Below are 19,021 nucleotides of genomic sequence, written 5' to 3' on the forward strand. Positions count from 1 at the left end.
GCGTCGTCACGCCATCACCAACACGTCGTTGCCGATCACGCGGACCGGGTAAGTGCGGATACTCCATTCCGGTTTGACCGCGGTGGTACCCGTCGCGAGTTCGAAACCCCACTGGTGCCAAGGGCAGTAGATGTACTCCAGATCCCGCACCATGACTGCGTCGCCGGGCGCGGTCTCGTCGACGACGGTGCGTCCCCGCGCCCGCCCCGAGCACAGCGGACCACCTTGGTGCGGACAGTAGTTCGCAATGGCGTAAAAGGTGCCGTTGACGTTGTAGACACCCACGCCGTGACGCCCGATCGGCACCAGTTTGTGGGTGCCGGGCGGGATCTCGTTGACGGTGGCCACCACGTGTTCACGGCCCTGGGCGAGGCGGGGCGGGGGCAAGGTGTGCGCCCCCCTTTCGTCCGGTGTCAATTCAGAGCACCCGGATCTGACCCTCGAGCACCGGAACGGTCTCGGGGAGGTGGTATGTCGCGATGCCGTTCTTGTACATCACCGCGTCGCGAGCCGCCTTGGGCAGGTGCTTGACCAACCAGCGTGGGTCATCGAACGTCCAATGCGGGTAGTCCGAGGAGAACAGCAGAATTTTCTCGCACTCCATCCACTCCAGTGCACGGGTCAGCTCCGTCTTGTCCTCCGGGTAGTCCAGCGGCTGAGTGGTGAATTTGATGTGTTCCTTGACGTATTCGGACGGCTTGTGCTTGATGTCCAGCCACGACTTGCGCGCTTCGTAGATGGAGTCCATCCGCCACATCAGGGGCAGGATCCAGCTGAACGCGTGCTCGACGAAGACGATCCGCAGGGTCGGGAACCGGTCGAAGACCCCGTCGAAGATCAGGCTCATCACCTGGTTGGCGGCCAGCAGCGAATAGGTGACCATGAAGTCGTGGTTGTAGCTGGGGTAGCCCACCGGCGGCGTCGGCAGCTCCTCGTAGTGGCTGCGGGACAGGTGACAGCTCACCGTGATGTCGTGCTTGGTGGCGGCGGCCCAGATCGGGTCGTATTTCGGATGGCCCCACGACGGACGCGGCTCGGCCTTGATCAGGATCTGGGCCATGTAGGGGTGCCCGGCCCAGCGTTCGATTTCACGCACGGAGGCGTCCGGGTCTTCGATGGCGGCGCAGATGGAGCCGCGCCACCGCTGGTGCCAGTTGTTGTGGCTGTCCAGCCAGTGGTTGGCCTGCCAGTCGTTCAACGCCACCGACATCGCGTGCTGCGCTTCGTGAATGCGGGCCGGATACGCGGCTGGCTCCAGGATCGCGATGTCGGAACCGGCCTCCATGATCAGCTGCCGGAACGCCAGATCCGGGTCGCTGCAGGGGAACTCGCCGTTGGTGGGGAAGGAGTCCACGCGCATCGCATAGCTGTGTGCGTAGTCCGGGGCGTCGTAGTAGATCTGCTCGCCGACGTTGCGCGTCAGGAAGTACTTGCTGCGCCAGGGCTCCGGGATGTAGGGGACCAGCTCACCCCGTTTGGGTGCCGGGTGGACATCGGAGTCGACGCATCGGACGGCTATGCGCTCGGCGGGCGGCACCCGCTGCTGCGAATGGGTCAGGGTCATCTGAATCTCCTCGGTCTCCCTGGCATCTACTGTGCGCCCACCCCGGCCGGGATGTCTATGCCGTACAGCTGTGCCGCGTTGCGCCAACACACTTTGTCGCGCTGTTCGGCGGATAGTGCCCGGGGCAGTGTGCGAATGTCGCCGCATTGCCAGTGCGGATAGCTGGAGCCGAACATCACCATGTCGTCCTTGCCGGTGAAGCCGAACCATTCACCGGCGAATTCGACGTCGCCGGGTCCGTCCAAGGCGCCCTGAACGAAGAACACATGGCCCGGCAGGTAGTCGCTCGGCATCCGCGGCGCCCAGGGCGTCTGCTCCAGGTGCGGGCGGCCGAAGGTGTCCATCCGCCACATGAACGGCGTGACGAAGTCGGCGGCCCCGTCGGCGAAGACGAATTTGAGCGTCGGGTACCGCTCGAAAACGCCCTCGGCGATCATGTTCATCAGGTGGTAGAGGTAGTTCAGCGCCATGAAGCTGACGTACTGCTCGTAGGTGCGGGTGTTGCCCGACGGGGTCGGGGCGAAGCCGATGCCCGAGCCGGACTCGATGTGCACCGCGACCGGAAGGTCGGCTTCGACGGCGGCCTCCCACAGCGGCCAGAACTGTGGTTTGCCATAGACCTCGCGAGACTGCAGCGGCACACCGAGCTGCACCACCCGAGGGTGGTCGCGGTACTTCTCGACCTCGCGCAGCGCGCCGGCGACGTCGTCCGGATTGATCCGGAGGGTGCCCCGGAACCGATCGCCGTACTCGTCATGGTCCAGCCAGCGCGACACCATCATCTCGTTGTGCGCGGCGTGGAGCGCGCTGCCCAGGTGCCGGTCCGGCATGATCCCACGGCCCATCGGATGCAGGATCGCCACATCCACTCCGCGCTTGGCGAACAACTCCTCGGCGACGAATTCCGGATCCGAGCCCGGGTAGCTGCGACCGCGCTCCGGTCCCTTGGTGTCGGGCGCATACTCCCCGCCCGGTGCGCCGTACCAGTCGTTCTCGTAGTCGGGAAAGCCGCGGCTCTTGAACGGTTCGCGCAGAAAGTTGCGCAGGTCGGTGTTCGAGGGGAAGAAGATGTGGACGCTGGCGTCGATGAGCGGCGTGCGCACCCCGTCGTTGTGTTCGATCACATCAGCCACCCTCCGGCTCCGGCGGTCTGGGCGGTCGTGGCCGGGCCATCTGATAGACAACCTAACATTTTGCCTCGCTATCCCTCAACGGATTGCCGGTAAGCAGCTCGGTTACTCATCCGACCAGGTAGCAGTGTCTTTTTCTAGCTTGTTGCAAGTGCAGTTCTTAGATGTGGATAATAACATTCTCCGCGTTGAATGTAACTTCTGCTGCGGTGTTCACCTCGCGTCGGCAGGTCCGACGGTGACGCCGGCCTGGGCTTCGAACGGCTTGATCACCTCGGTGAAGTCGGAGTTGGGTCCCTGATGCTGCGCGACCACCTCCCAGAGTCGTCCGACGGTGTCGGCGAGTTCGGTCGGCACCCCCAGGGCGTGGGCCTCCTCGAGGTAGAGTCGCACGTCCTTGACCATCAGTCCGGTGGCGAAGCCGTAGTCGAAGGTGCGGGGCAGGATGGCTCGCGGAAACTTGTCCCGGCTGGCACTGGTGGCCCCCGAGCCGGCGTTGAGCACCTCGAGCAGGACGGCCGGATCCAGACCTGCCTTGACGCCCATCACCGCGACCTCAGCCGTGGCGATGAGCACGTTGGCCGCCAGGATGTTGTTCGCCAGCTTCATGGTCTGCCCGGAACCGGGCCGGTCGCCCACGTAAAAAGGACGGCCGAACGTCTCCAGGATTGCGTGGACGGCGTCGTACTCGGCACGCGGGCCGGCGACCATCAAGGCCAGTGCGCCGCGTTCGGCGCCGCCGACGCCACCGCTGACCGGGCTGTCCATCGCGACGATGCCGCGCCGGGCCAGCAGTGTGTGGATCTGCCCGGCGGTCCGGCTGCCGACGGTGGACAGGTCGACGTAGCGCCGAACCCGCGAGCCGTCGATCACGCCGTCCGGCTCGGTTGCCACCGCGAGCGAGACGGCCGGCGTCGGCAGGCTGGCCAGCACGGTCTCGGCACCGTCGGCGACTGCCCGCGGTGACGACGCCGGGTGGGCGCCCAGGGCGGTGACGCGGTCCAGGGCCGCCGTGCTTTTGTCGTAGGCGATGACATGATGACCCGCTGCGATGAGCCGGCGTGCCATGGGGAAACCCATGTGCCCCAACCCGATAAAGCCGATGTTCACGCGTTGTCCAGCTCGTCGAAGATCTCGGCGGCGGCCCGGAAGCTGTCGACCGCGGCGGGCATCCCGGCGTAGACAGCGACCTGCAGGAACACCTCGCGGATCTCCTCGCGCGTGACGCCGTTGGTCAGTGCGGCCCGGATGTGGGTGCGAAGTTCGTGGGGCCGGTTGAGCACCGACGTCATGGCCAGGTTGAGCATGCTGCGGGTTTTGCGGGTCAGGCCGTCCCGACCCCATACCGCGCCCCAGCAGTATTCGGTGACGAGATCCTGCAGCGGCCCGGTGAACTCGTCGGCCCCGGCGATTGCCTGATCGACGTAGGCCTTGCCCAGTACCTCCGAGCGGATCTGCCGCCCCCGCTGATATGTTTCGCTGTCCAACGCCCGGCTCCTCTGCGACTAGGGTCAGTCAGGAGTGTAGGGCCACGGTCGATGGCTGCTCGATTCGCTTGCCGGACGGCCGAATTGGACCGGCTGGGTCAGTTACAGGCCCAGTCGACGGGCCACCCGCCGGCGAGGTTGCTCATGGCGTGCAACTCGGCAGCCCGGCGCGTATGTCCGAACCCGCCGTGGTAGCTGGCACCGTCGTGCACGACCGCACCGCAGTGGGTGAAGGTGCTGACCACGGCACACCCGGGGGCACCGCAGCGCGACAGCGCGAGTTGCTCGGCTCCCAGCTTGCTGACATGGCGGCGTGCCTTGCCGGAGGTCCCGTCGGGCGCGTAGGCGATGGCGCCATAACGGGTCAGAAGTGGCGGCAGGTTCTCGGGCATCGCGTTGTCGGATGCGCGTGCGTGAGCCGGCTGGACCAGGGAAAACAGCATTGCGGCGGCGGCTACCAGGCTTGCGAGCGCGACGCGACGCCGTTGTCGTGTCGTCATTGTGCTTTTCCTTCCTCGATTCGTGGTGAGCAGACGTCGGTTCGGCGAACGCTACCGCTCGCCGTGTGAGCACATGTTCACATGCCGGAAACATGCAACCTCTACTATACCCACTTTTGCCGCCCCCGAAGCAGGCCCGGTGCACCGGCTGCTACATCGAATCTTTCAGCGCAGCAACGGTTTCCAGGTCGTCCAGGGCGGTGACACCGCGCCGCAGTCCCGCCATGGCGATGTCCTCGACCTGCATGCCGCCCATCCCGGCGGTGATGAGGGCAGCCACATAGGCATACGACGCGCTCTGGCGGAAGCGCAGCCAGAGGTCGTCGCGGTCCAGCTCGGGCCCACCCGCAGCAGCCAAAGCGCGGCGGTAATCGTCGAGCAGTTCGCGCTGGGCGGCGATTCGATCCGTCAGCGTCAGGCTGGTGACCAGCGTGTAGGCCAACTCTCGGGACGGATGGCCGCGACGCACCGCCTGCCAGTCCAGCAGCCCGGCCGCACCGTCGCGGAAGTACACATTGCCCGGGTGCGCATCGCCGTGCATGACGGTGTGCGGAGCAGCGTCGATGATCGCCGCGACGGCACGGTAGTTGTCGGCGATGAAGCGGCCGTTCTGCACCGCAATGTTGGTGCGTTCGGCGAGCCGCTTGATCGAGGTGTGCATCAGTGGGCCGGTCAGCAGGGATGTGACGTCTCCCGACGGCGTGTAGAGCCATCCCAGCGGTCCGCGGTCGTCACCCGGCAGTCGGCCCCAGAATGTCGCGTGCAGCGTGGCCAGGAGTTCGACGAGCAGGCTCGCCTGATCGACGGACAGGGGATTCAGCGTGTCGGGGAACTCGCAGGATCCGGCCGGCAGATCCTCCAACACCAGCAGGTACCGGCCGGTCCAGGGGTCGAACGCGGTGCCGTAACACTGCGGGACGCCGGTGAGCTCCGGGGCGAGCCGGCGGTAGAAGCGCACCTCAGTGTGCCCGAGGCGGCCCAGTTCGCCCATCAACCGGGTCGCGGCGCGCTGCGCCGTCAGCTTGACGAACACCGATTCCGGGACGGCGTCCCCGGTCAGGGCCAGTCGCGCCCGCGACGATGTGCCGGCGTGACCGTCGAGCAGGCTGACCGTGCCGATGCTGGTGCCCATAACGGACGAGAGGACACCCGCGTCGATCTGATCGGCCGCCCGCGGTAGGCCGGCGCGGCGGCCGACGAGCGCATCCGCGGCGACCCGACCGACTCCGCGGCCCAGGTGGCCGACCAAGCCGGCCATCAACACCGCCTGTGGCACAGGGTTTTTCATGTCAGTCCGTTCTGATGTGACCTGGGCGGGCTGCGACCGTCCCGGCATAGCGAAAATAGCCGACCGCCCGGTACTGCCACGCGCGGATCGCATCCCACAGATCCGGACGGCCGACCGCTGACTTTACAGATTTGCCCGAAACTGTCACGCTGTAGCCGCCGGGTTCCACCCTGCGGGGGATCACAGAGAAGGCGCGAAGGATGATGTGGTGACCACGTCTCAAGTGTTGTTCGACGAGGCTCCGGCGTATTACAGCGAGCACTACGACTGCGATGCGCTGAGCCGGCACGAGGACGTCGCCGCGGCGTTCACCGCGCAGGAAGGCGAGGGGGTGCATCGATGAGCGCACCCGACCGCCCGCTGGCGGGTCGTACCGCGGTCATCTCCGGCGCAAGCCGTGGCATCGGCTTGGCCATCGGCCTCGGGCTGGGCCGGCTCGGGGCAAACGTGGCGTTGCTGGCCAAGACGGCCGAACCGCACCCCAAGTTGCCGGGCACCGTTTACTCCGCGGCGTCGGAGATCGAAGCGGTCGGCGGTAAGGCGATAGCCGTGGTGGGAGATGTCCGCAGCGAAACGGATGTCCAGCACGCCGTCGACACGGCCGTCGAGACCTTCGGTGGCATCGACATCTGCGTCAACAACGCCAGCGCAATCGCCACCGAGGCCACCGAACTGCTGTCGGCGAAGAAGTTCGACCTGATGCAGGACATCAACATCCGCGGCACATTCCTGTTGACCAAGGCCGGCCTGCCCCAGCTGCGGCGGTCACCGAACCCGCACGTGCTCACCATCGCTCCGCCGCTGAACCTGAGCCCACGCTGGTTGGGTGCGCACCCGTCCTACACGTTGTCCAAGTACGGCATGACCTTGCTGTCGCTGGGCTGGGCCGCCGAATATGCCGCTGACGGAATAGCTTTCAACTGCCTGTGGCCCGAGACCTACATTGCGACCGCCGCGGTGGCCAATTCGCCCGACGCCGAGTCGCAACTCGCCCGGTCACGTGACCCGGCGATCATGGCTGACGCGGCGGTCGAGATCGTGCAACGTCCGGCCAGGACCTATACCGGTGGGTGTCTGATCGATGCTGACGTGCTGCGGGCGTCGGGCAGATCCGACCTGCGCCGGTACGGTGGCGGCCCAGACCCGATCCTCGACCTGTTCCTCGACGAGCCCGCGGGCGACGCCGGCGAAGGCACGTCGTGACAGGAGCATGTGACGACATCTGGACGGTGATGTCGACCGCTCGCACCATCCGCCGGTTCACTGACCGGCCTGTCGACGATGCCACGTTGAAGCGGTGTCTGGAAGCCGCCCAGTGGGCACCCTCGGGTGCCAACGCGCAGGGCTGGCGCTTCGTCGTACTGCGCTCACCGGAGTTACGTGCAGTCGTGGCTGAGGCTGCGGCACAAGCACTTCGGGTGATCGAGCCGGTCTACGGCATGAGCCGGCCGGCCGGCGACGACCACACCCCGAGGGCTCGCACCAATCGGGCCACCTACGAGTTGCACGACCGGGCAGGCGAATTCACTTCCGTCCTGTTCACGCAGGTCCACTATCCGACGGCATCGGAACTCCTGCTCGGTGGTTCGATCTTCCCGGCCATGCAGAACTTTCTGCTGGCCGCCCGTGCCCAGGGACTCGGCGCCTGCATGACCAGCTGGGCGTCTTACGGTGGTGAGCGGTTGCTGCGCGACGCCGTCGGGGTACCCGATGACTGGATGCTGGCCGGGCACATCGTCATCGGCTGGCCGCTAGGCAGACACGGGCCGGTGCGGCGCCGGCCGTTGTCCGAAGCGGTCAACCTCGACCACTGGGACGGTCCGGCCGGCCAACTACTGGACTGACCGGTCTACATGAAGGAGACCTCCGCATGAATATCGACGACATGATTCTGGTGAGCATCGACGATCACGTCGTCGAACCACCTGACATGTTCCTGCGCCATGTGCCGGCCAAGTACAAGCCGGAGGCGCCGATCGTGGTCACCGACGACAAGGGTGTCGATCAGTGGATGTACCAGGGCAGGCCGCAGGGCGTGAGCGGACTCAATGCGGTGGTGTCCTGGCCTGCCGAAGAGTGGGGTCGCGACCCGGCGGGATTCGCCGAGATGCGGCCGGGCGTGTACGACGTGCACGAGCGGGTGCGCGACATGGATCGCAACGGAATCCTTGCCTCGATGTGCTTTCCGACCTTCACCGGCTTCTCGGCACGCCACCTCAACATGCACCGCGAGGAAGCCACCCTGGTGATGGTGTCGGCCTACAACGACTGGCACATCGACGAGTGGGCCGGGTCCTATCCGGATCGGTTCATTCCGATCGCCATCCTGCCCACCTGGAATGTCGAAGCGATGTGCGCCGAAATCCGTCGGGTGGCCGCCAAGGGTTGCCGCGCGGTCACGATGCCGGAATTGCCACACCTGGAAGGACTGCCCAGCTACCACGACGAGCAGTACTGGGGCCCGGTCTTCACGACGCTGTCCGAGGAGAACGTGGTGATGTGCCTGCACATCGGTACCGGCTTCGCGGCGATCAGCATGGCGCCCAACGCACCGATTGACAACCTCATCATCCTGGCCACCCAGATTTCGGCGATGTGCGCCCAGGACCTGCTGTGGGGACCGGCGATGCGCAACTACCCCGACTTGAAGTTCGCCTTCTCCGAAGGTGGAATCGGTTGGATCCCGTTCTATCTGGACCGCAGCGACCGCCATTACACCAATCAGAAATGGCTACGCCGCGATTTCGGTGACAAGCTGCCCAGCGACGTGTTCCGCGAGCACTCGCTGGCCTGTTATGTCACCGACAAGACGTCGCTGAAGCTGCGCCACGAGATTGGAATCGACATCATCGCCTGGGAGTGCGACTACCCGCATTCGGACTGCTTTTGGCCCGATGCCCCGGAGCAGGTGCTGGCCGAGCTCGAGGCCGCCGGTGCCGACGATGCCGACATCGACAAGATCACCTGGCAGAACTCCTGCCGGTTCTTCGGCTGGGATCCGTTCGCCCGCCGGCCGAAGGCTCAGGCCACGGTGGGTGCGCTGCGTGCCGGTGCCGCCGATGTGGACGTGGCGATCCGGCCGCGGGCCGAGTGGGCGCGACGCTACGAGGAAAAACTCGCGCAGTCCGCGCTTCAGTGAGGCGAAGTGCCCGCACCTGCTGACTGCGCAACGAACCATCGCGCGGCTTCGGCGATCGAGTCTTCGACCGGCTGTGGCTGCCAACCCAACTCACGCTCGGCCTTGCTGTGGTCCAGCGGCGACATCAGCTCCGCCATCCGGGCACCGACGTAGGCGAACGGCAGGTCGCGGTTCAGCAGCCGGGCGGCCAGGTCGTTGATGCGGGAGGTGACGCGCAGGACCGGCATCGGTATCGGAATGCGCGGTGGGCGCCGACCCACCGCGCGGGCCGCGATCGCGTGCAGCTCCCTGGTGCTGATATAGCGGTCGGAGATGATGTAGCGCTCCCCGTTTCGGCCCTTGTCGGCGGCGAGAAGCATTGCGCGAGCGGCATCTTCGATGCCGACGACCTCCAGTGAGAAGCCCATGTAGAACGGGAGCTGTCCGGCGGCCACCCGGGCGATAGCCCCACCGTGCGGGGTGGGTGCCCAGTCGCGCGGTCCGTAGGTGGTCGAGATGCACATGGCGACGGCCGGCAATCCGCGCTCGCGGGCGTACTTCAAGACCAGATCCTCGGCGGCGATCCGGGATTGGATGTACGCGCCACCGTCAGTCCAGTTGTGCGGGTCCGCCTCGGTGACCAGGCGGTGATCGTTGATCGCCAGTGTCCCGGTGCTGCTGGTGAAGACGAACTTTCGCAGATCGGCGGCCACGGCGGCGTCGAGCACGTGCTGCAGGCCCTCGACATTGGTGCGGAACAACGGCGCGGTGTCACGCAGCCACATGCGCGCGTCGACCACGCAGTAATACACCACATCGCACCCGGCCATGGCCGTCCGCAGCGCGTCGTCGTCGAAGACGTCACCGTAGCAGCGTTCCACCGGGAGATCGTCGATACCCTTGGTAGAACTGGTTTTCCGCAGCATGACCCGCACATCCTCGCCGGCCTGCACGAGCTGACGGGTGACATGCGAGCCCAAAAAGCCACTGGCGCCGATGACCAGTTTCTTGGTCCCGGTCATGATGCGCCCGCCAGTGCGCCGGGTCCGTACTTGGCGCCGATCATCGTCCATGGGTCGGCGTACGGCCCGCGGTGTTCACGCCTGTCCAGCACAGCGAAAAACACGCGCAAGGCAGGGCGCACCACCGGGCCGATCAATTTCAGCAGCACTCGGCGCCGACCCATCGATTCGGCGACATAGGCCACGGTCTGCGACCAGTCGTGTTCCTGAAACTCGAGCAGCCCTTGAGATTCCGTGGTATCGAACCACCCGGTGAAGCCCCAACCACGATCGTCGTCCGGATCGCCGGGCAGGCCGGTGGATTGGCCCAGCCGGCCGATGCCGACCGCGGCCATGATGTCGTCCTGCAGCTCGCTCATCAGCTGGACGCAGCTTTCGTTGCCGGCGATCAGCAGTACCTTGCCGTCGACGGCCTCGCGTCGGTCCACGGCATTGGCGAAGGCCAGTGCGACGTCGCGAGCATCGGTGGCGTGCATCCGGTTATCGACGGGTGTGGAACGGACCAACACCAGGTAGTCACCGTCGAAGCTGGCGGCGCCGTCCGGTGAGACGATTGCCGCCAGCCGCAGGATCGTATAGGGCAGACCGCTTTCGGTGATGACGGCTTCGGCCAGAACTTTGTCTTCGCCGTACTGGTCGATCGGATTGACCGGGGTGTCGGCGGTGATCCGCTCGGGCTGCCGATTCGGGTTGCGGGAGCCGTACACCGCTGCGCTGGAGGCGAATACGAACAACGGTGGGTCGTCCAGGGCCTGTGCGGCGGTCACCAGGTTGCGGGTGCCGCCCACGTTGACCTTGCGGGCCAGTGCGGGATTCCGGTACGAGGGTGGCGCGACGACGGCCGCGAGGTGCACGATCGCGCCAGGTTGATGGCGGCCCAGCACGGCGGCCACGGCGGCGGCGTCGGTGAGATCGGTGTGTTCGGTGATCAACGTTCCGGGATGTCCGGCCGCACCGAGAGACGCAGCGATCGCCGTCGAATTGTCATTGGCCAGATCGACTGCGATCACCGTGCGACCGCGGCGTAGCAGGATCTCACAACAGCGTCGACCGACCTGGCCGAAAGCGCCTGTGACAAGCACTGTTTGACTGCTCATCGCTCGAACCTCCGGGCCAGGGCCGCCGCGCTGTCCCGCAGTCGGGGCGAGATACGCACGGAGAACAGGGGATTGAACACATCCTCACGCAACCGGGTGAGTGTCGAGGTCTTGATCAGCCAGCCGTGATCGGACTTCTCGTACGTTTCGTGGTAGTGACCGAAACCGTTGAGGTTGACACCCGGGCGGAGCCGGACCACATCCTGCAGGGCCCACACGCCGGTGGCCGACGTCGCCGTCCGCAGTTCGACTTCGGGGGCATGAACTTGGTGCACGGTGGGATTGGTGCCCAACATGGCACGGACGTAGGAGACGAACTCGTCGGCTCCGGTAATCAGCTTTCCACCCGACGGCGAGGTGTCGCTGACGAAGTCGTCGGCGAATAACGTGCGCCAGTCGTCCCAGCGCTTGGTGTCCAGATAACGGCAGTATCGGGCCTTGAGCTGCTTGATCGCCTCGATCTCCAGCAGCACGGCGGCGGTGTCCAGCATCCGGGCCCTTCCGTAAGTCGTAACCGATTTTGAGATTACTACTTCCATCAAAGAGAATGTTATTCTCGCTAGATAATCCAGACGGGAGGCGGCCCGGATGCTGTTGGAGTTCGATGCTGATCAGCGGCTTTGGCAGGACACGGTGCGCGACGTTGTGGCCAAGCAATGTCCGCCGTCACTGGTGCGCAGTGTGGCCGAAGACGGCGCCGACACCGAACCGTTGTGGAAGCTGTACCGCGAACTCGGCTGGACCGAACTCAACGACCCGGCCAGCGCCGTCGAGCTGGCCATCGTGCTCGAAGCGCTCGGCCACGCCGCCGACCCCACCCCGTTCCTGGCGACGCTGAGTCAATTCGCGCCGCTGGCCGGCGACCGGTTCGACCCGGGCCAGTCCGGCACCGCGGTCTACAGCGGAGTCACCGCCCGGCGCGACGCCGAGGGTTGGGTGCTCGACGGCACCGCTCGTCACGTCCTCGACGGCGACCGGGTCGACCAGGTGGCGGTGGTGACCGAAGCCGGAGTGTTCCTCGTAGCCGCCGACCAGCTGTCGGCGCGACGGGAATCGGTCTTCGATCCGGTGCTGCACGTCGCCGACCTCTCGTTCCGCGAGGTGCGGGTGCCCGACGGCGACCGACTCAACACCGACCGCGAGCGGGCGCGACACACCGCGCTGACGGGCATGGCCATCACCATGGTCGGAGCCTGTCAGCGCATCCTGGACATGGTCCTCGAACATGTGCGCAGCCGGCACCAATTCGGCGTTCCGATCGGCTCATTCCAGGCCGTGCAACACAAAGCTGCCGACATGCATGTGGCTGTTCAGCGGGCCCGGTCGCTGTCTTACTTTGCGGCACTGACGATTTCCGCGGACGACCCGCGCCGCAGGCTGGCCGCCGCGATGGCCAAGGCGTCAGCCGGCGAGTGTCAGTCGCTGGTGTTCCGGCACGGCCTGCAACTGCACGGCGCAATGGGATTCACTTGGGAGAACGATGTGCAGTTTGCGCTCAAACGGGCCAAGGCCGGTGAGCTGATGCTCGGGGGTGCCGCGGAGCATCGAGCCCAGATCGCCGAGGAGTACCGTGCAGCTGACTTTTGATACCGAGGTCGAGCAGTTTCGGGCGGAATTCTCGGCGTTCCTCGACGACAATCTGCCGGACGCCAGGGAATGCACCGAGCGACCCCGATCGGTGTCTCACATGCCGGCCTGGGCGCGGCGCTGGCAGCGGCTGCTGTTCGACAACGGCTGGCTACTGCCGACCCAGCCGCCCGAGTACGGGGGCCGCAATGCGACCGTGCTGCAGCAGTACGTCTACCTCGAGGAGCTGTGCCGCCGCCGGATCTACCACAGCCTCAACCCGCAGGGCGTCAATATCGTTGCGGCGTCGCTGATTTCGTTCGGTAACGACGAGCAGAAGCGGCGCTGGGCGGTACCGATCCTGCGAGCCGAGCTCACCGCGTCACTGGGTATGAGTGAGCCCAGTGCAGGTTCCGACCTGGCGTCGTTGCGCACCCGGGCGGTGCTGGACGGCGACCACTTCGTGGTCAACGGGCAGAAGGTGTGGACGTCGGGCGCCCACGATGCCGACGTCCTGCTGACGTTTGTCCGGACCGACCCGGACGCGCCGAAACACAAGGGCATCAGCGCATTGGTCATCCCCACCGACACCGAGGGCGTGGTCTGTCGGCCCTTCGCGTCGGTCTGCGCCGCCGACGACCTGGATTTCAACGAGGTCTTCTTCACTGATGTCAAGGTGCCGGCCGAGAACCTGGTCGGTGAGCTCAACGGCGGCTGGCGGGTGGCCAACGGCTCGCTGGGGCACGAACGCACCATGATGTGGCTGGGGTTCGCCGACCGGATGGACAATATGCTCGCCGACTTCGTGCCCAGCTCCGCATTGGACCGCGACCAGTACGCCACCACGATCATGGACAAGCAGGCACTGCGCCTGTTGGGGTCGGTGGCGCTGGCTCGTGCGTCGCGCGGCGAGGACGACACGTCGGCCATCTCGGTACTGAAACTTCTTGGTTCCGAAGCGGAATTGCGGATTTCCGAGTACGCGTTGGCCGCGGCGGGTGGGGACGGTCTGGTGCATCCGGCGTTGACCGGGCCGTACGCGCCGATGAATCTCGACCACTATTTCGCGAGTTGGTTCGAGCGGTACGCCCGCAGCTTCTCCGGCACGATCGCCGGCGGGACGTCGGAGATTCAGCGCAACATCATCGCCCAGCGGGTGCTGGGTTTACCTCGCGGGTAGCCGTCCACTTCGGCCCCGAGGGTGACCAGCGTTGCACGCTCGGCGACACCGCGGGCATGGTCCGCTCAGTCGATGACGGCGGCCTCTTTGCGCTCGGTCACCGGACGCGCCAATTCCTGCTCCTCGCAGATGCGTTGCAACTTCTCCAACGTCTCGTCCAGGCCGGCGCCGAGTCGCGGCCCGGGCGTGAAACTGGCCGGTAGCTTGCGCATCCCCTGAATCACGCCGATGGTCTCGTAGTGGACCGCGCCATCGGGGTCGCACCGGTAATCGGGCATCCGGTCCAGCACCGCATTGAGCATCGACTTGAACACCGTGCGCGCCACATTGGATCCGACGCAGCGGTGCACGCCGATGCCGAAACTGAAGTGCCGGTTGCCTTTACGGTCCAGCACCACCTCGTCCGGGTCATGGAACACCGCGGGGTCGCGGTTGGCCATCGCCCATGAGATCCACAGCCGTTCACCCTCTTTGAATCGAGTGCCGTCGAGTTCGGTGTCCTCCGAGAAGGTTCGGCCGTCGCCGGGTGCCGGCGTGAAGTAACGCAGAAATTCTTCGGTGGCGGGGTCGAGTAGCGTCTCGCGCTCGCGGCGTAGGCGTTCTCGTTCGTCGGGATGCTCCGAGAGCCATTCCAGGGAATGGGCGGTCAACGCCGTGGTGGTGTCGAATCCGCCGCCGATCACCAGCCCGAGGTTACCCAGTATCTCCAGGTCGGGAGCGGGCTCGCCGTCGATTCGCATCTGCAGCAACGCATTCACGATGCCGGGACGCGGATTCTCGCGGATTTCGATCATGTTGTTGACCATGTCCAGGCCCATGTTGCGGTGCATCTCGGTGACGCGCTCGATGTCGGGGGAGTGCTCCGGGGTGTACACCGCGGCATGGACCGGCTCGCTGTACATATTCCACTTCTTGAGCGGAATGCCCAGCATCGCCAGGGTCAGTACGGCGGGCACGATGTTGGCCAGGTCGTCGACGAAATCGATGTGGCCGCTTTCGATTTTCTCGTCGACGCACGCGCGGGTGACGTCATCGATGAAGGGTGCCCAGCGCTTGACCGCGGCCGGTGACAGATACGGATTGAGCACCGTCCGGTAGGTGCGGTGCTCGGGGTCGTCCATCTCCAGGATGCCCCCGCGCACCACGCTGACCCGTCTGGCCGTCGGGATCGAAATCCCTTTGTAGCCACGACGTTCGCCGTGGATGTCATGATCGTTGGAGACCGCGGGACAGCGGGCCAGTTCGAACACCTCATGGCTGCCGGCCGCGACCCAGTGCCCGCCGTAGGTCTCCGTCCACGCCATCGGGCACTTGGCGTGCATCTCCTCGGTGATGCTCTTGAACTGCGATCGGTACTCCGCGGAGTGCCGATCGAAGTGGTAGCTGTTCTTCTTGCGATCGCTGTCGCTGTCTATCGCATCGTCCACACTCAAAGCGCTGTCTCCCAGTTCAGTCGGTGAGCATGATGGCTTGCTCGGGGCAGGACTGCGCGGCCTCCCGCACTTGCTCGAGCTGGTCTTCGGGAACCACCTCGTTGACCGCCGAGGAGCTCCCGTCGATGTCGCTGAGCTCGAACGAATCCGGTGCGATCATCGCGCACAGCGTGTGTCCCTGGCAGCGTTCGGCATCCACCCAGACCTTCACCCGTCCTCCTTCGAAATGTCTGTCGGCTGTGTGTTCAGGTGTTTCGGCCGCCGTTGACACCCAGGATCTGACCCGTGATGTAGCTGGCTTCGTCCGACGTGAGGAAGGCACACGCGGCGGCGATATCCTCGGGCTGGCCGATCCGGCGCACCGGGGTCCTGGCGATATTCTCCTCGACATCACCCAGGAACCCCTGGGTTTCGGCGTTGCGCAGCATCGGGGTGTCGATGAAGCCGGGCGGCACGGCGTTGACCGTGATGCCCTTCGGCCCGTATTCGAGCGCCAACGACTTGGTGAGTCCGTTGACCGCGGACTTGGCGGACACGTAGTGCGCCATGAAGGGCTGACCCGAGTGGGCGCTCGACGACGAGATGTTGACGATCCGCCCCCACCCCGCCTCCACCATGTCGGGCAGCACCGCCTGGGTCATGTGGAAGACACCGTTGAGGTTGACGTCGATGACCTTGCGCCATTCGTCGAAGGTGATCTTGTTGAAGCGCTTGAAGCCGTCCAGGCCGGCTGCGTTGACCAGGATGGCGACCGGTCCCAGCTGGTCGCGGATCGCCGACAGCGCAGCGTCCACCTGCGACCGATCGGTCACGTCCGCGGTGAACGAGAGGTCGTCCTCGGCTTCCTTGAGGTCGATGACGGCGACGTTACGACCGTCGGCGCGCAGTCGCCGCGCGATGGCCAGACCGATGCCGGATCCGCCGCCGGTGACCACCGCTGTCTTCATGTCGCAACGCTGCCAATCTCACTCACAAAGAATCTGCCTTACAATTATGAGAATCGTACTCTCCGGCGGAAGTTGCTGGCAAGTTATCCGGCAAACCGCGTGCAGCCTGCACCAAAGGGTGCGTGCGGCGCGACGCTGAGCGACCGCTTAGCCGATCGACAGGGTAATACGCTTCGGCTCATTTCTTGAGTTCTCGCTTCTCGAATGTAAGATTCGCCGGGGATGAGAATGAAGTTATCGTGACTGTCGCCACACCACACAGCCGGGGCAGGGGGTCATCCATGTCGGTGCAGGACGCGTCGGTGGTGCTCGCGCGCCGGGTGCTGGTCACCGGCCGGTCGGTGAGTTCGTGGACCGCAAGTCTCTTGCGGTCTCAGTGATAGGAGCGCCCGCGTTGAAACCCCTCGAAGGAATCCGCGTCCTGGAAGTCGCCATGTACGGCTTCGTCCCGTCGGCGGGCGCAGTGCTTGCCGAGTGGGGCGCGGACGTGGTCAAGGTCGAGCACGCTGTCACCGGCGACCCGCAGCGAGGCCTGCGTCAGACCGGCATGCTGCGCGTCGAGGGCGACCCCAACCCGAACATCGAACACGCCAACCGCGGCAAGCGCAGCATCGGCCTGGACATGTCGGTGCCGCAAGGAAAAGAGGTGCTGTATGACCTTGCGCGCCGATCCGACGTGTTCCTGACCAGCTTCCTGCCCGACCACAGGCAGAAATTCGGCATCGACGTCGACGACATCCGGGCGGTGAATCCGAACATCGTCTACGCTCGCGGAAGCGCGCTCGGGCCACGCGGTGACGAAGCGACCAAGGGTGGGTATGACATGACCGCCTTCTGGTGCCGGGCCGGTACGGCCGCCACCATCACGCCGATGGGTTACGACGGGATGATCAATCCGCCCGGACCCGCCTACGGCGACACCATCTCCGGCACCAACCTGGCGGGCGGTATCGCTGCGGCGTTGTTGAAGCGGGAGCGCACCGGGGAAGCGTCGGTGGTCGACGTGTCGTTGCTCGGCAGCGGGTTGTGGTCACTGGGACACACGGTGGCGTTGACGAATCATCTGGGCCAGCTGATGATGTCGCCGCCGCCGGGCATCCACGGTTCACCGGTCAACCCGTTGGTGGGCGTGTATCCGACTGCGGACAACCGCTATATCTCCCTGGTGATGATGCAGCCCACCAAGTTCTGGGCCGACGTGTGCCGGCACATCGATCGCCCAGAACTGGCAGACGACCCGCGTTTCAGCGATGCGGAGAAAATCGCTGCGAACACAGCAGAAGCCGTGGAGATCTTGACCAAAGTCATTGCAACACGCACCCTTGCCGAGTGGAGCGAACGTTTCGCGACGCTGGCGGGTCCATGGGCGCCCGTGCAGGACACCCTGCAAGCTGCCGATGATGCGCAGATTCGATCCAACGAATACATCGTGCGCGCAGGCGAACTCGAGCTCGTCGCCAATCCGGTGCAGTTCGATGTCACCGCGCCGCAGACGGGCCCGGCACCCGGGTTCGCCGAGCAGACCGACGAAATCCTGTTGGAACTCGGCCTCGATTGGGACCGAATCATCGAACTCAAGACCGCCGGCGCGGTCACGTAGGACGTCCGATGCCCGATAACGGTTATGCGTTTTCCATTCCCACCGGACGCGGTATGAGCAATAATCGCCAAACGCGTCAAGGCGTGGGGTTTCGTGCGGCGGCTACGTCTCGGCAGCAGCTACTCACGCGACAGAGCGGAGGGACCGTCGGCAGGATGGTAGAAGTCGTTGACGGTGTCGCATCTGCTAAGCCCCCGCTGTCACTGACACCCGCGGCCCGGATCGGCATGTCGCGCAGTTCAGTTGCCGCCGCTGCGCTCACCGGGAAGGGATCTCGGACCTATGGCGAGTAAGGGCGCGGAACGCTGGACCCCGGGTATTTCACTGGGGCGCGGTTCCAAGCCCATGGAGGCCGTCGGCGCGCTGTTTGCGATGTCGGCCGACGCCATCAAATATCTCTTCCGCCGGCCGTTCCAGTGGCGCGAATTCCTGGAGCAGTCGTGGTTTGTGGCGCGGGTCGCGATCTTGCCAACGTTGTTGGTGGCCATACCTTTCACCGTTCTGGTGAGCTTCACCCTCAATATCCTGTTGCGCGAACTGGGCGCTGCTGACCTCTCCGGTGCCGGGGCCGCCTTCGGTGCGGTCACTCAGGTCGGTCCGCTGGTGACCGTGTTGATCGTCGCGGGGGCCGGTGCCACCGCGATGTGCGCGGACCTGGGTTCCCGAACCATCCGCGAAGAGATCGACGCGATGGAGGTGCTGGGCATCAACCCGGTTCAGCGTTTGGTGACGCCCCGAATGCTGGCCTCGGGTCTGGTGGCTCTGCTACTGAACAGCCTGGTCGTCATCATCGGAATTCTGGGCGGTTATGTCTTCTCGGTGTTCGTCCAGGACGTGAACCCCGGCGCGTTCGCCGCCGGAATCACCCTGTTGACCGGTGTCCCCGAGGTGATCATTTCCTGTGTCAAGGCAGCGCTTTTCGGCCTGATCGCCGGGTTGGTCGCCTGCTACCGCGGGCTGACCGTCTCTGGCGGCGGCGCGAAGGCTGTCGGCAACGCCGTCAACGAGACGGTGGTGTACGCGTTCATGTCGCTGTTCGTGGTGAATGTGGTCGTCACCGCGATCGGTATCAAGATGTCGAGCAAGTAG

At 65.4% G+C, this 19,021-nt stretch carries 21 protein-coding genes; 8 read left to right on the forward strand and 13 right to left on the reverse strand.

Annotation, left to right across the window (positions count from 1 at the left end):
• Positions 1–6: 6 nt before the first annotated feature.
• The 7 genes from AC5Y6Y_RS18670 to AC5Y6Y_RS18700 form a co-directional block, all read right to left on the reverse strand.
• Entirely contained in the window at positions 7–417 is a 411-nt protein-coding gene (locus AC5Y6Y_RS18670) for a Rieske (2Fe-2S) protein (protein WP_499919201.1), read from the reverse strand.
• Between the two features lies 1 nt (position 418).
• Positions 419–1,564 (reverse strand): amidohydrolase family protein, encoded by a 1,146-nt coding sequence (locus AC5Y6Y_RS18675; RefSeq protein ID WP_499919200.1) that lies wholly within the window; start codon positions 1,562–1,564, stop codon positions 419–421.
• A 26-nt stretch (positions 1,565–1,590) separates the two neighbouring features.
• Positions 1,591–2,688 carry an amidohydrolase family protein gene (locus tag AC5Y6Y_RS18680; protein ID WP_463827499.1) on the reverse strand — a complete coding sequence of 366 codons (1,098 nt, stop codon included), beginning with the start codon at positions 2,686–2,688 and terminating at the stop codon, positions 1,591–1,593.
• Positions 2,689–2,907: 219 nt separating this feature from the next.
• Positions 2,908–3,804, reverse strand: coding sequence for an NAD(P)-dependent oxidoreductase (locus tag AC5Y6Y_RS18685; RefSeq protein WP_499919199.1), 897 nt, complete (start codon positions 3,802–3,804; stop codon positions 2,908–2,910).
• Complete coding sequence (locus AC5Y6Y_RS18690; RefSeq protein ID WP_463827260.1) at positions 3,801–4,181, reverse strand: carboxymuconolactone decarboxylase family protein; 381 nt, start codon at positions 4,179–4,181, stop codon at positions 3,801–3,803. Before AC5Y6Y_RS18690 ends, AC5Y6Y_RS18685 begins: the two co-directional genes overlap by 4 nt.
• Before the next feature lie 98 nt (positions 4,182–4,279).
• Positions 4,280–4,681: a DUF4189 domain-containing protein gene (locus tag AC5Y6Y_RS18695; RefSeq protein ID WP_463827261.1), complete on the reverse strand. Its 402-nt coding sequence runs from the start codon at positions 4,679–4,681 to the stop codon at positions 4,280–4,282.
• A 151-nt stretch (positions 4,682–4,832) separates the two neighbouring features.
• Positions 4,833–5,969 (reverse strand): phosphotransferase, encoded by a 1,137-nt coding sequence (locus tag AC5Y6Y_RS18700; protein ID WP_499919197.1) that lies wholly within the window; start codon positions 5,967–5,969, stop codon positions 4,833–4,835.
• A gap of 208 nt (positions 5,970–6,177) precedes the next feature.
• On the opposite strand from AC5Y6Y_RS18700, the gene AC5Y6Y_RS18705 reads away from it, so the two are divergent.
• From AC5Y6Y_RS18705 to AC5Y6Y_RS18720, 4 genes are read left to right on the forward strand one after another with little or no spacing between them, the layout of a single operon-like run.
• Positions 6,178–6,312, forward strand: coding sequence for a hypothetical protein (locus AC5Y6Y_RS18705; protein ID WP_463827263.1), 135 nt, complete (start codon positions 6,178–6,180; stop codon positions 6,310–6,312).
• Positions 6,309–7,172 carry an SDR family oxidoreductase gene (locus AC5Y6Y_RS18710; protein WP_499924873.1) on the forward strand — a complete coding sequence of 288 codons (864 nt, stop codon included), beginning with the start codon at positions 6,309–6,311 and terminating at the stop codon, positions 7,170–7,172. The genes AC5Y6Y_RS18705 and AC5Y6Y_RS18710 overlap by 4 nt, the downstream gene beginning before the upstream one ends.
• Before the next feature lie 29 nt (positions 7,173–7,201).
• On the forward strand, positions 7,202–7,813 hold the full coding sequence (locus AC5Y6Y_RS18715; protein ID WP_499919249.1) for a nitroreductase family protein: 612 nt from the start codon (positions 7,202–7,204) through the stop codon (positions 7,811–7,813).
• Between the two features lie 26 nt (positions 7,814–7,839).
• On the forward strand, positions 7,840–9,108 hold the full coding sequence (locus AC5Y6Y_RS18720; RefSeq protein WP_499919196.1) for an amidohydrolase family protein: 1,269 nt from the start codon (positions 7,840–7,842) through the stop codon (positions 9,106–9,108).
• Here the strand turns inward: AC5Y6Y_RS18720 and AC5Y6Y_RS18725 are convergent.
• From AC5Y6Y_RS18725 to AC5Y6Y_RS18735, 3 genes are read right to left on the reverse strand one after another with little or no spacing between them, the layout of a single operon-like run.
• Complete coding sequence (locus AC5Y6Y_RS18725) at positions 9,102–10,109, reverse strand: NAD-dependent epimerase/dehydratase family protein (protein ID WP_499919195.1); 1,008 nt, start codon at positions 10,107–10,109, stop codon at positions 9,102–9,104. The two genes, AC5Y6Y_RS18720 and AC5Y6Y_RS18725, sit on opposite strands and share 7 nt — an antisense overlap.
• On the reverse strand, positions 10,106–11,206 hold the full coding sequence (locus tag AC5Y6Y_RS18730) for an NAD-dependent epimerase/dehydratase family protein (protein ID WP_499924868.1): 1,101 nt from the start codon (positions 11,204–11,206) through the stop codon (positions 10,106–10,108). Before AC5Y6Y_RS18730 ends, AC5Y6Y_RS18725 begins: the two co-directional genes overlap by 4 nt.
• Entirely contained in the window at positions 11,203–11,697 is a 495-nt protein-coding gene (locus tag AC5Y6Y_RS18735) for a nuclear transport factor 2 family protein (protein ID WP_499924866.1), read from the reverse strand. The genes AC5Y6Y_RS18730 and AC5Y6Y_RS18735 overlap by 4 nt, the downstream gene beginning before the upstream one ends.
• Positions 11,698–11,794: 97 nt before the next feature.
• Between AC5Y6Y_RS18735 and AC5Y6Y_RS18740 the strand changes: the two genes are divergently transcribed.
• Together AC5Y6Y_RS18740 and AC5Y6Y_RS18745 are read left to right on the forward strand one after the other, a co-directional pair.
• Positions 11,795–12,793, forward strand: coding sequence for an acyl-CoA dehydrogenase family protein (locus AC5Y6Y_RS18740; RefSeq protein WP_463827268.1), 999 nt, complete (start codon positions 11,795–11,797; stop codon positions 12,791–12,793).
• Positions 12,777–13,952 (forward strand): acyl-CoA dehydrogenase family protein, encoded by a 1,176-nt coding sequence (locus AC5Y6Y_RS18745; RefSeq protein ID WP_499924863.1) that lies wholly within the window; start codon positions 12,777–12,779, stop codon positions 13,950–13,952. Before AC5Y6Y_RS18740 ends, AC5Y6Y_RS18745 begins: the two co-directional genes overlap by 17 nt.
• A gap of 65 nt (positions 13,953–14,017) precedes the next feature.
• On the opposite strand, the gene AC5Y6Y_RS18750 is transcribed toward AC5Y6Y_RS18745, so the two are convergent.
• The 3 genes from AC5Y6Y_RS18750 to AC5Y6Y_RS18760 are packed head-to-tail and all read right to left on the reverse strand — an operon-like array spanning position 14,018 to position 16,332.
• A complete protein-coding gene (locus AC5Y6Y_RS18750; RefSeq protein ID WP_499924861.1) occupies positions 14,018–15,385 on the reverse strand; it encodes a cytochrome P450 in 1,368 nt (455 codons plus the stop codon).
• Positions 15,386–15,401: 16 nt separating this feature from the next.
• A complete protein-coding gene (locus AC5Y6Y_RS18755; protein WP_463827271.1) occupies positions 15,402–15,596 on the reverse strand; it encodes a ferredoxin in 195 nt (64 codons plus the stop codon).
• Positions 15,597–15,630: 34 nt separating this feature from the next.
• Positions 15,631–16,332 (reverse strand): SDR family NAD(P)-dependent oxidoreductase, encoded by a 702-nt coding sequence (locus AC5Y6Y_RS18760; RefSeq protein ID WP_463827272.1) that lies wholly within the window; start codon positions 16,330–16,332, stop codon positions 15,631–15,633.
• Between the two features lie 394 nt (positions 16,333–16,726).
• On the opposite strand from AC5Y6Y_RS18760, the gene AC5Y6Y_RS18765 reads away from it, so the two are divergent.
• Positions 16,727–17,932 carry a CaiB/BaiF CoA transferase family protein gene (locus AC5Y6Y_RS18765; RefSeq protein ID WP_499924858.1) on the forward strand — a complete coding sequence of 402 codons (1,206 nt, stop codon included), beginning with the start codon at positions 16,727–16,729 and terminating at the stop codon, positions 17,930–17,932.
• A gap of 282 nt (positions 17,933–18,214) precedes the next feature.
• Complete coding sequence (locus tag AC5Y6Y_RS18770) at positions 18,215–19,021, forward strand: MlaE family ABC transporter permease (RefSeq protein WP_463827274.1); 807 nt, start codon at positions 18,215–18,217, stop codon at positions 19,019–19,021.

Source organism: Mycobacterium sp. NGS24, from assembly GCF_059813065.1.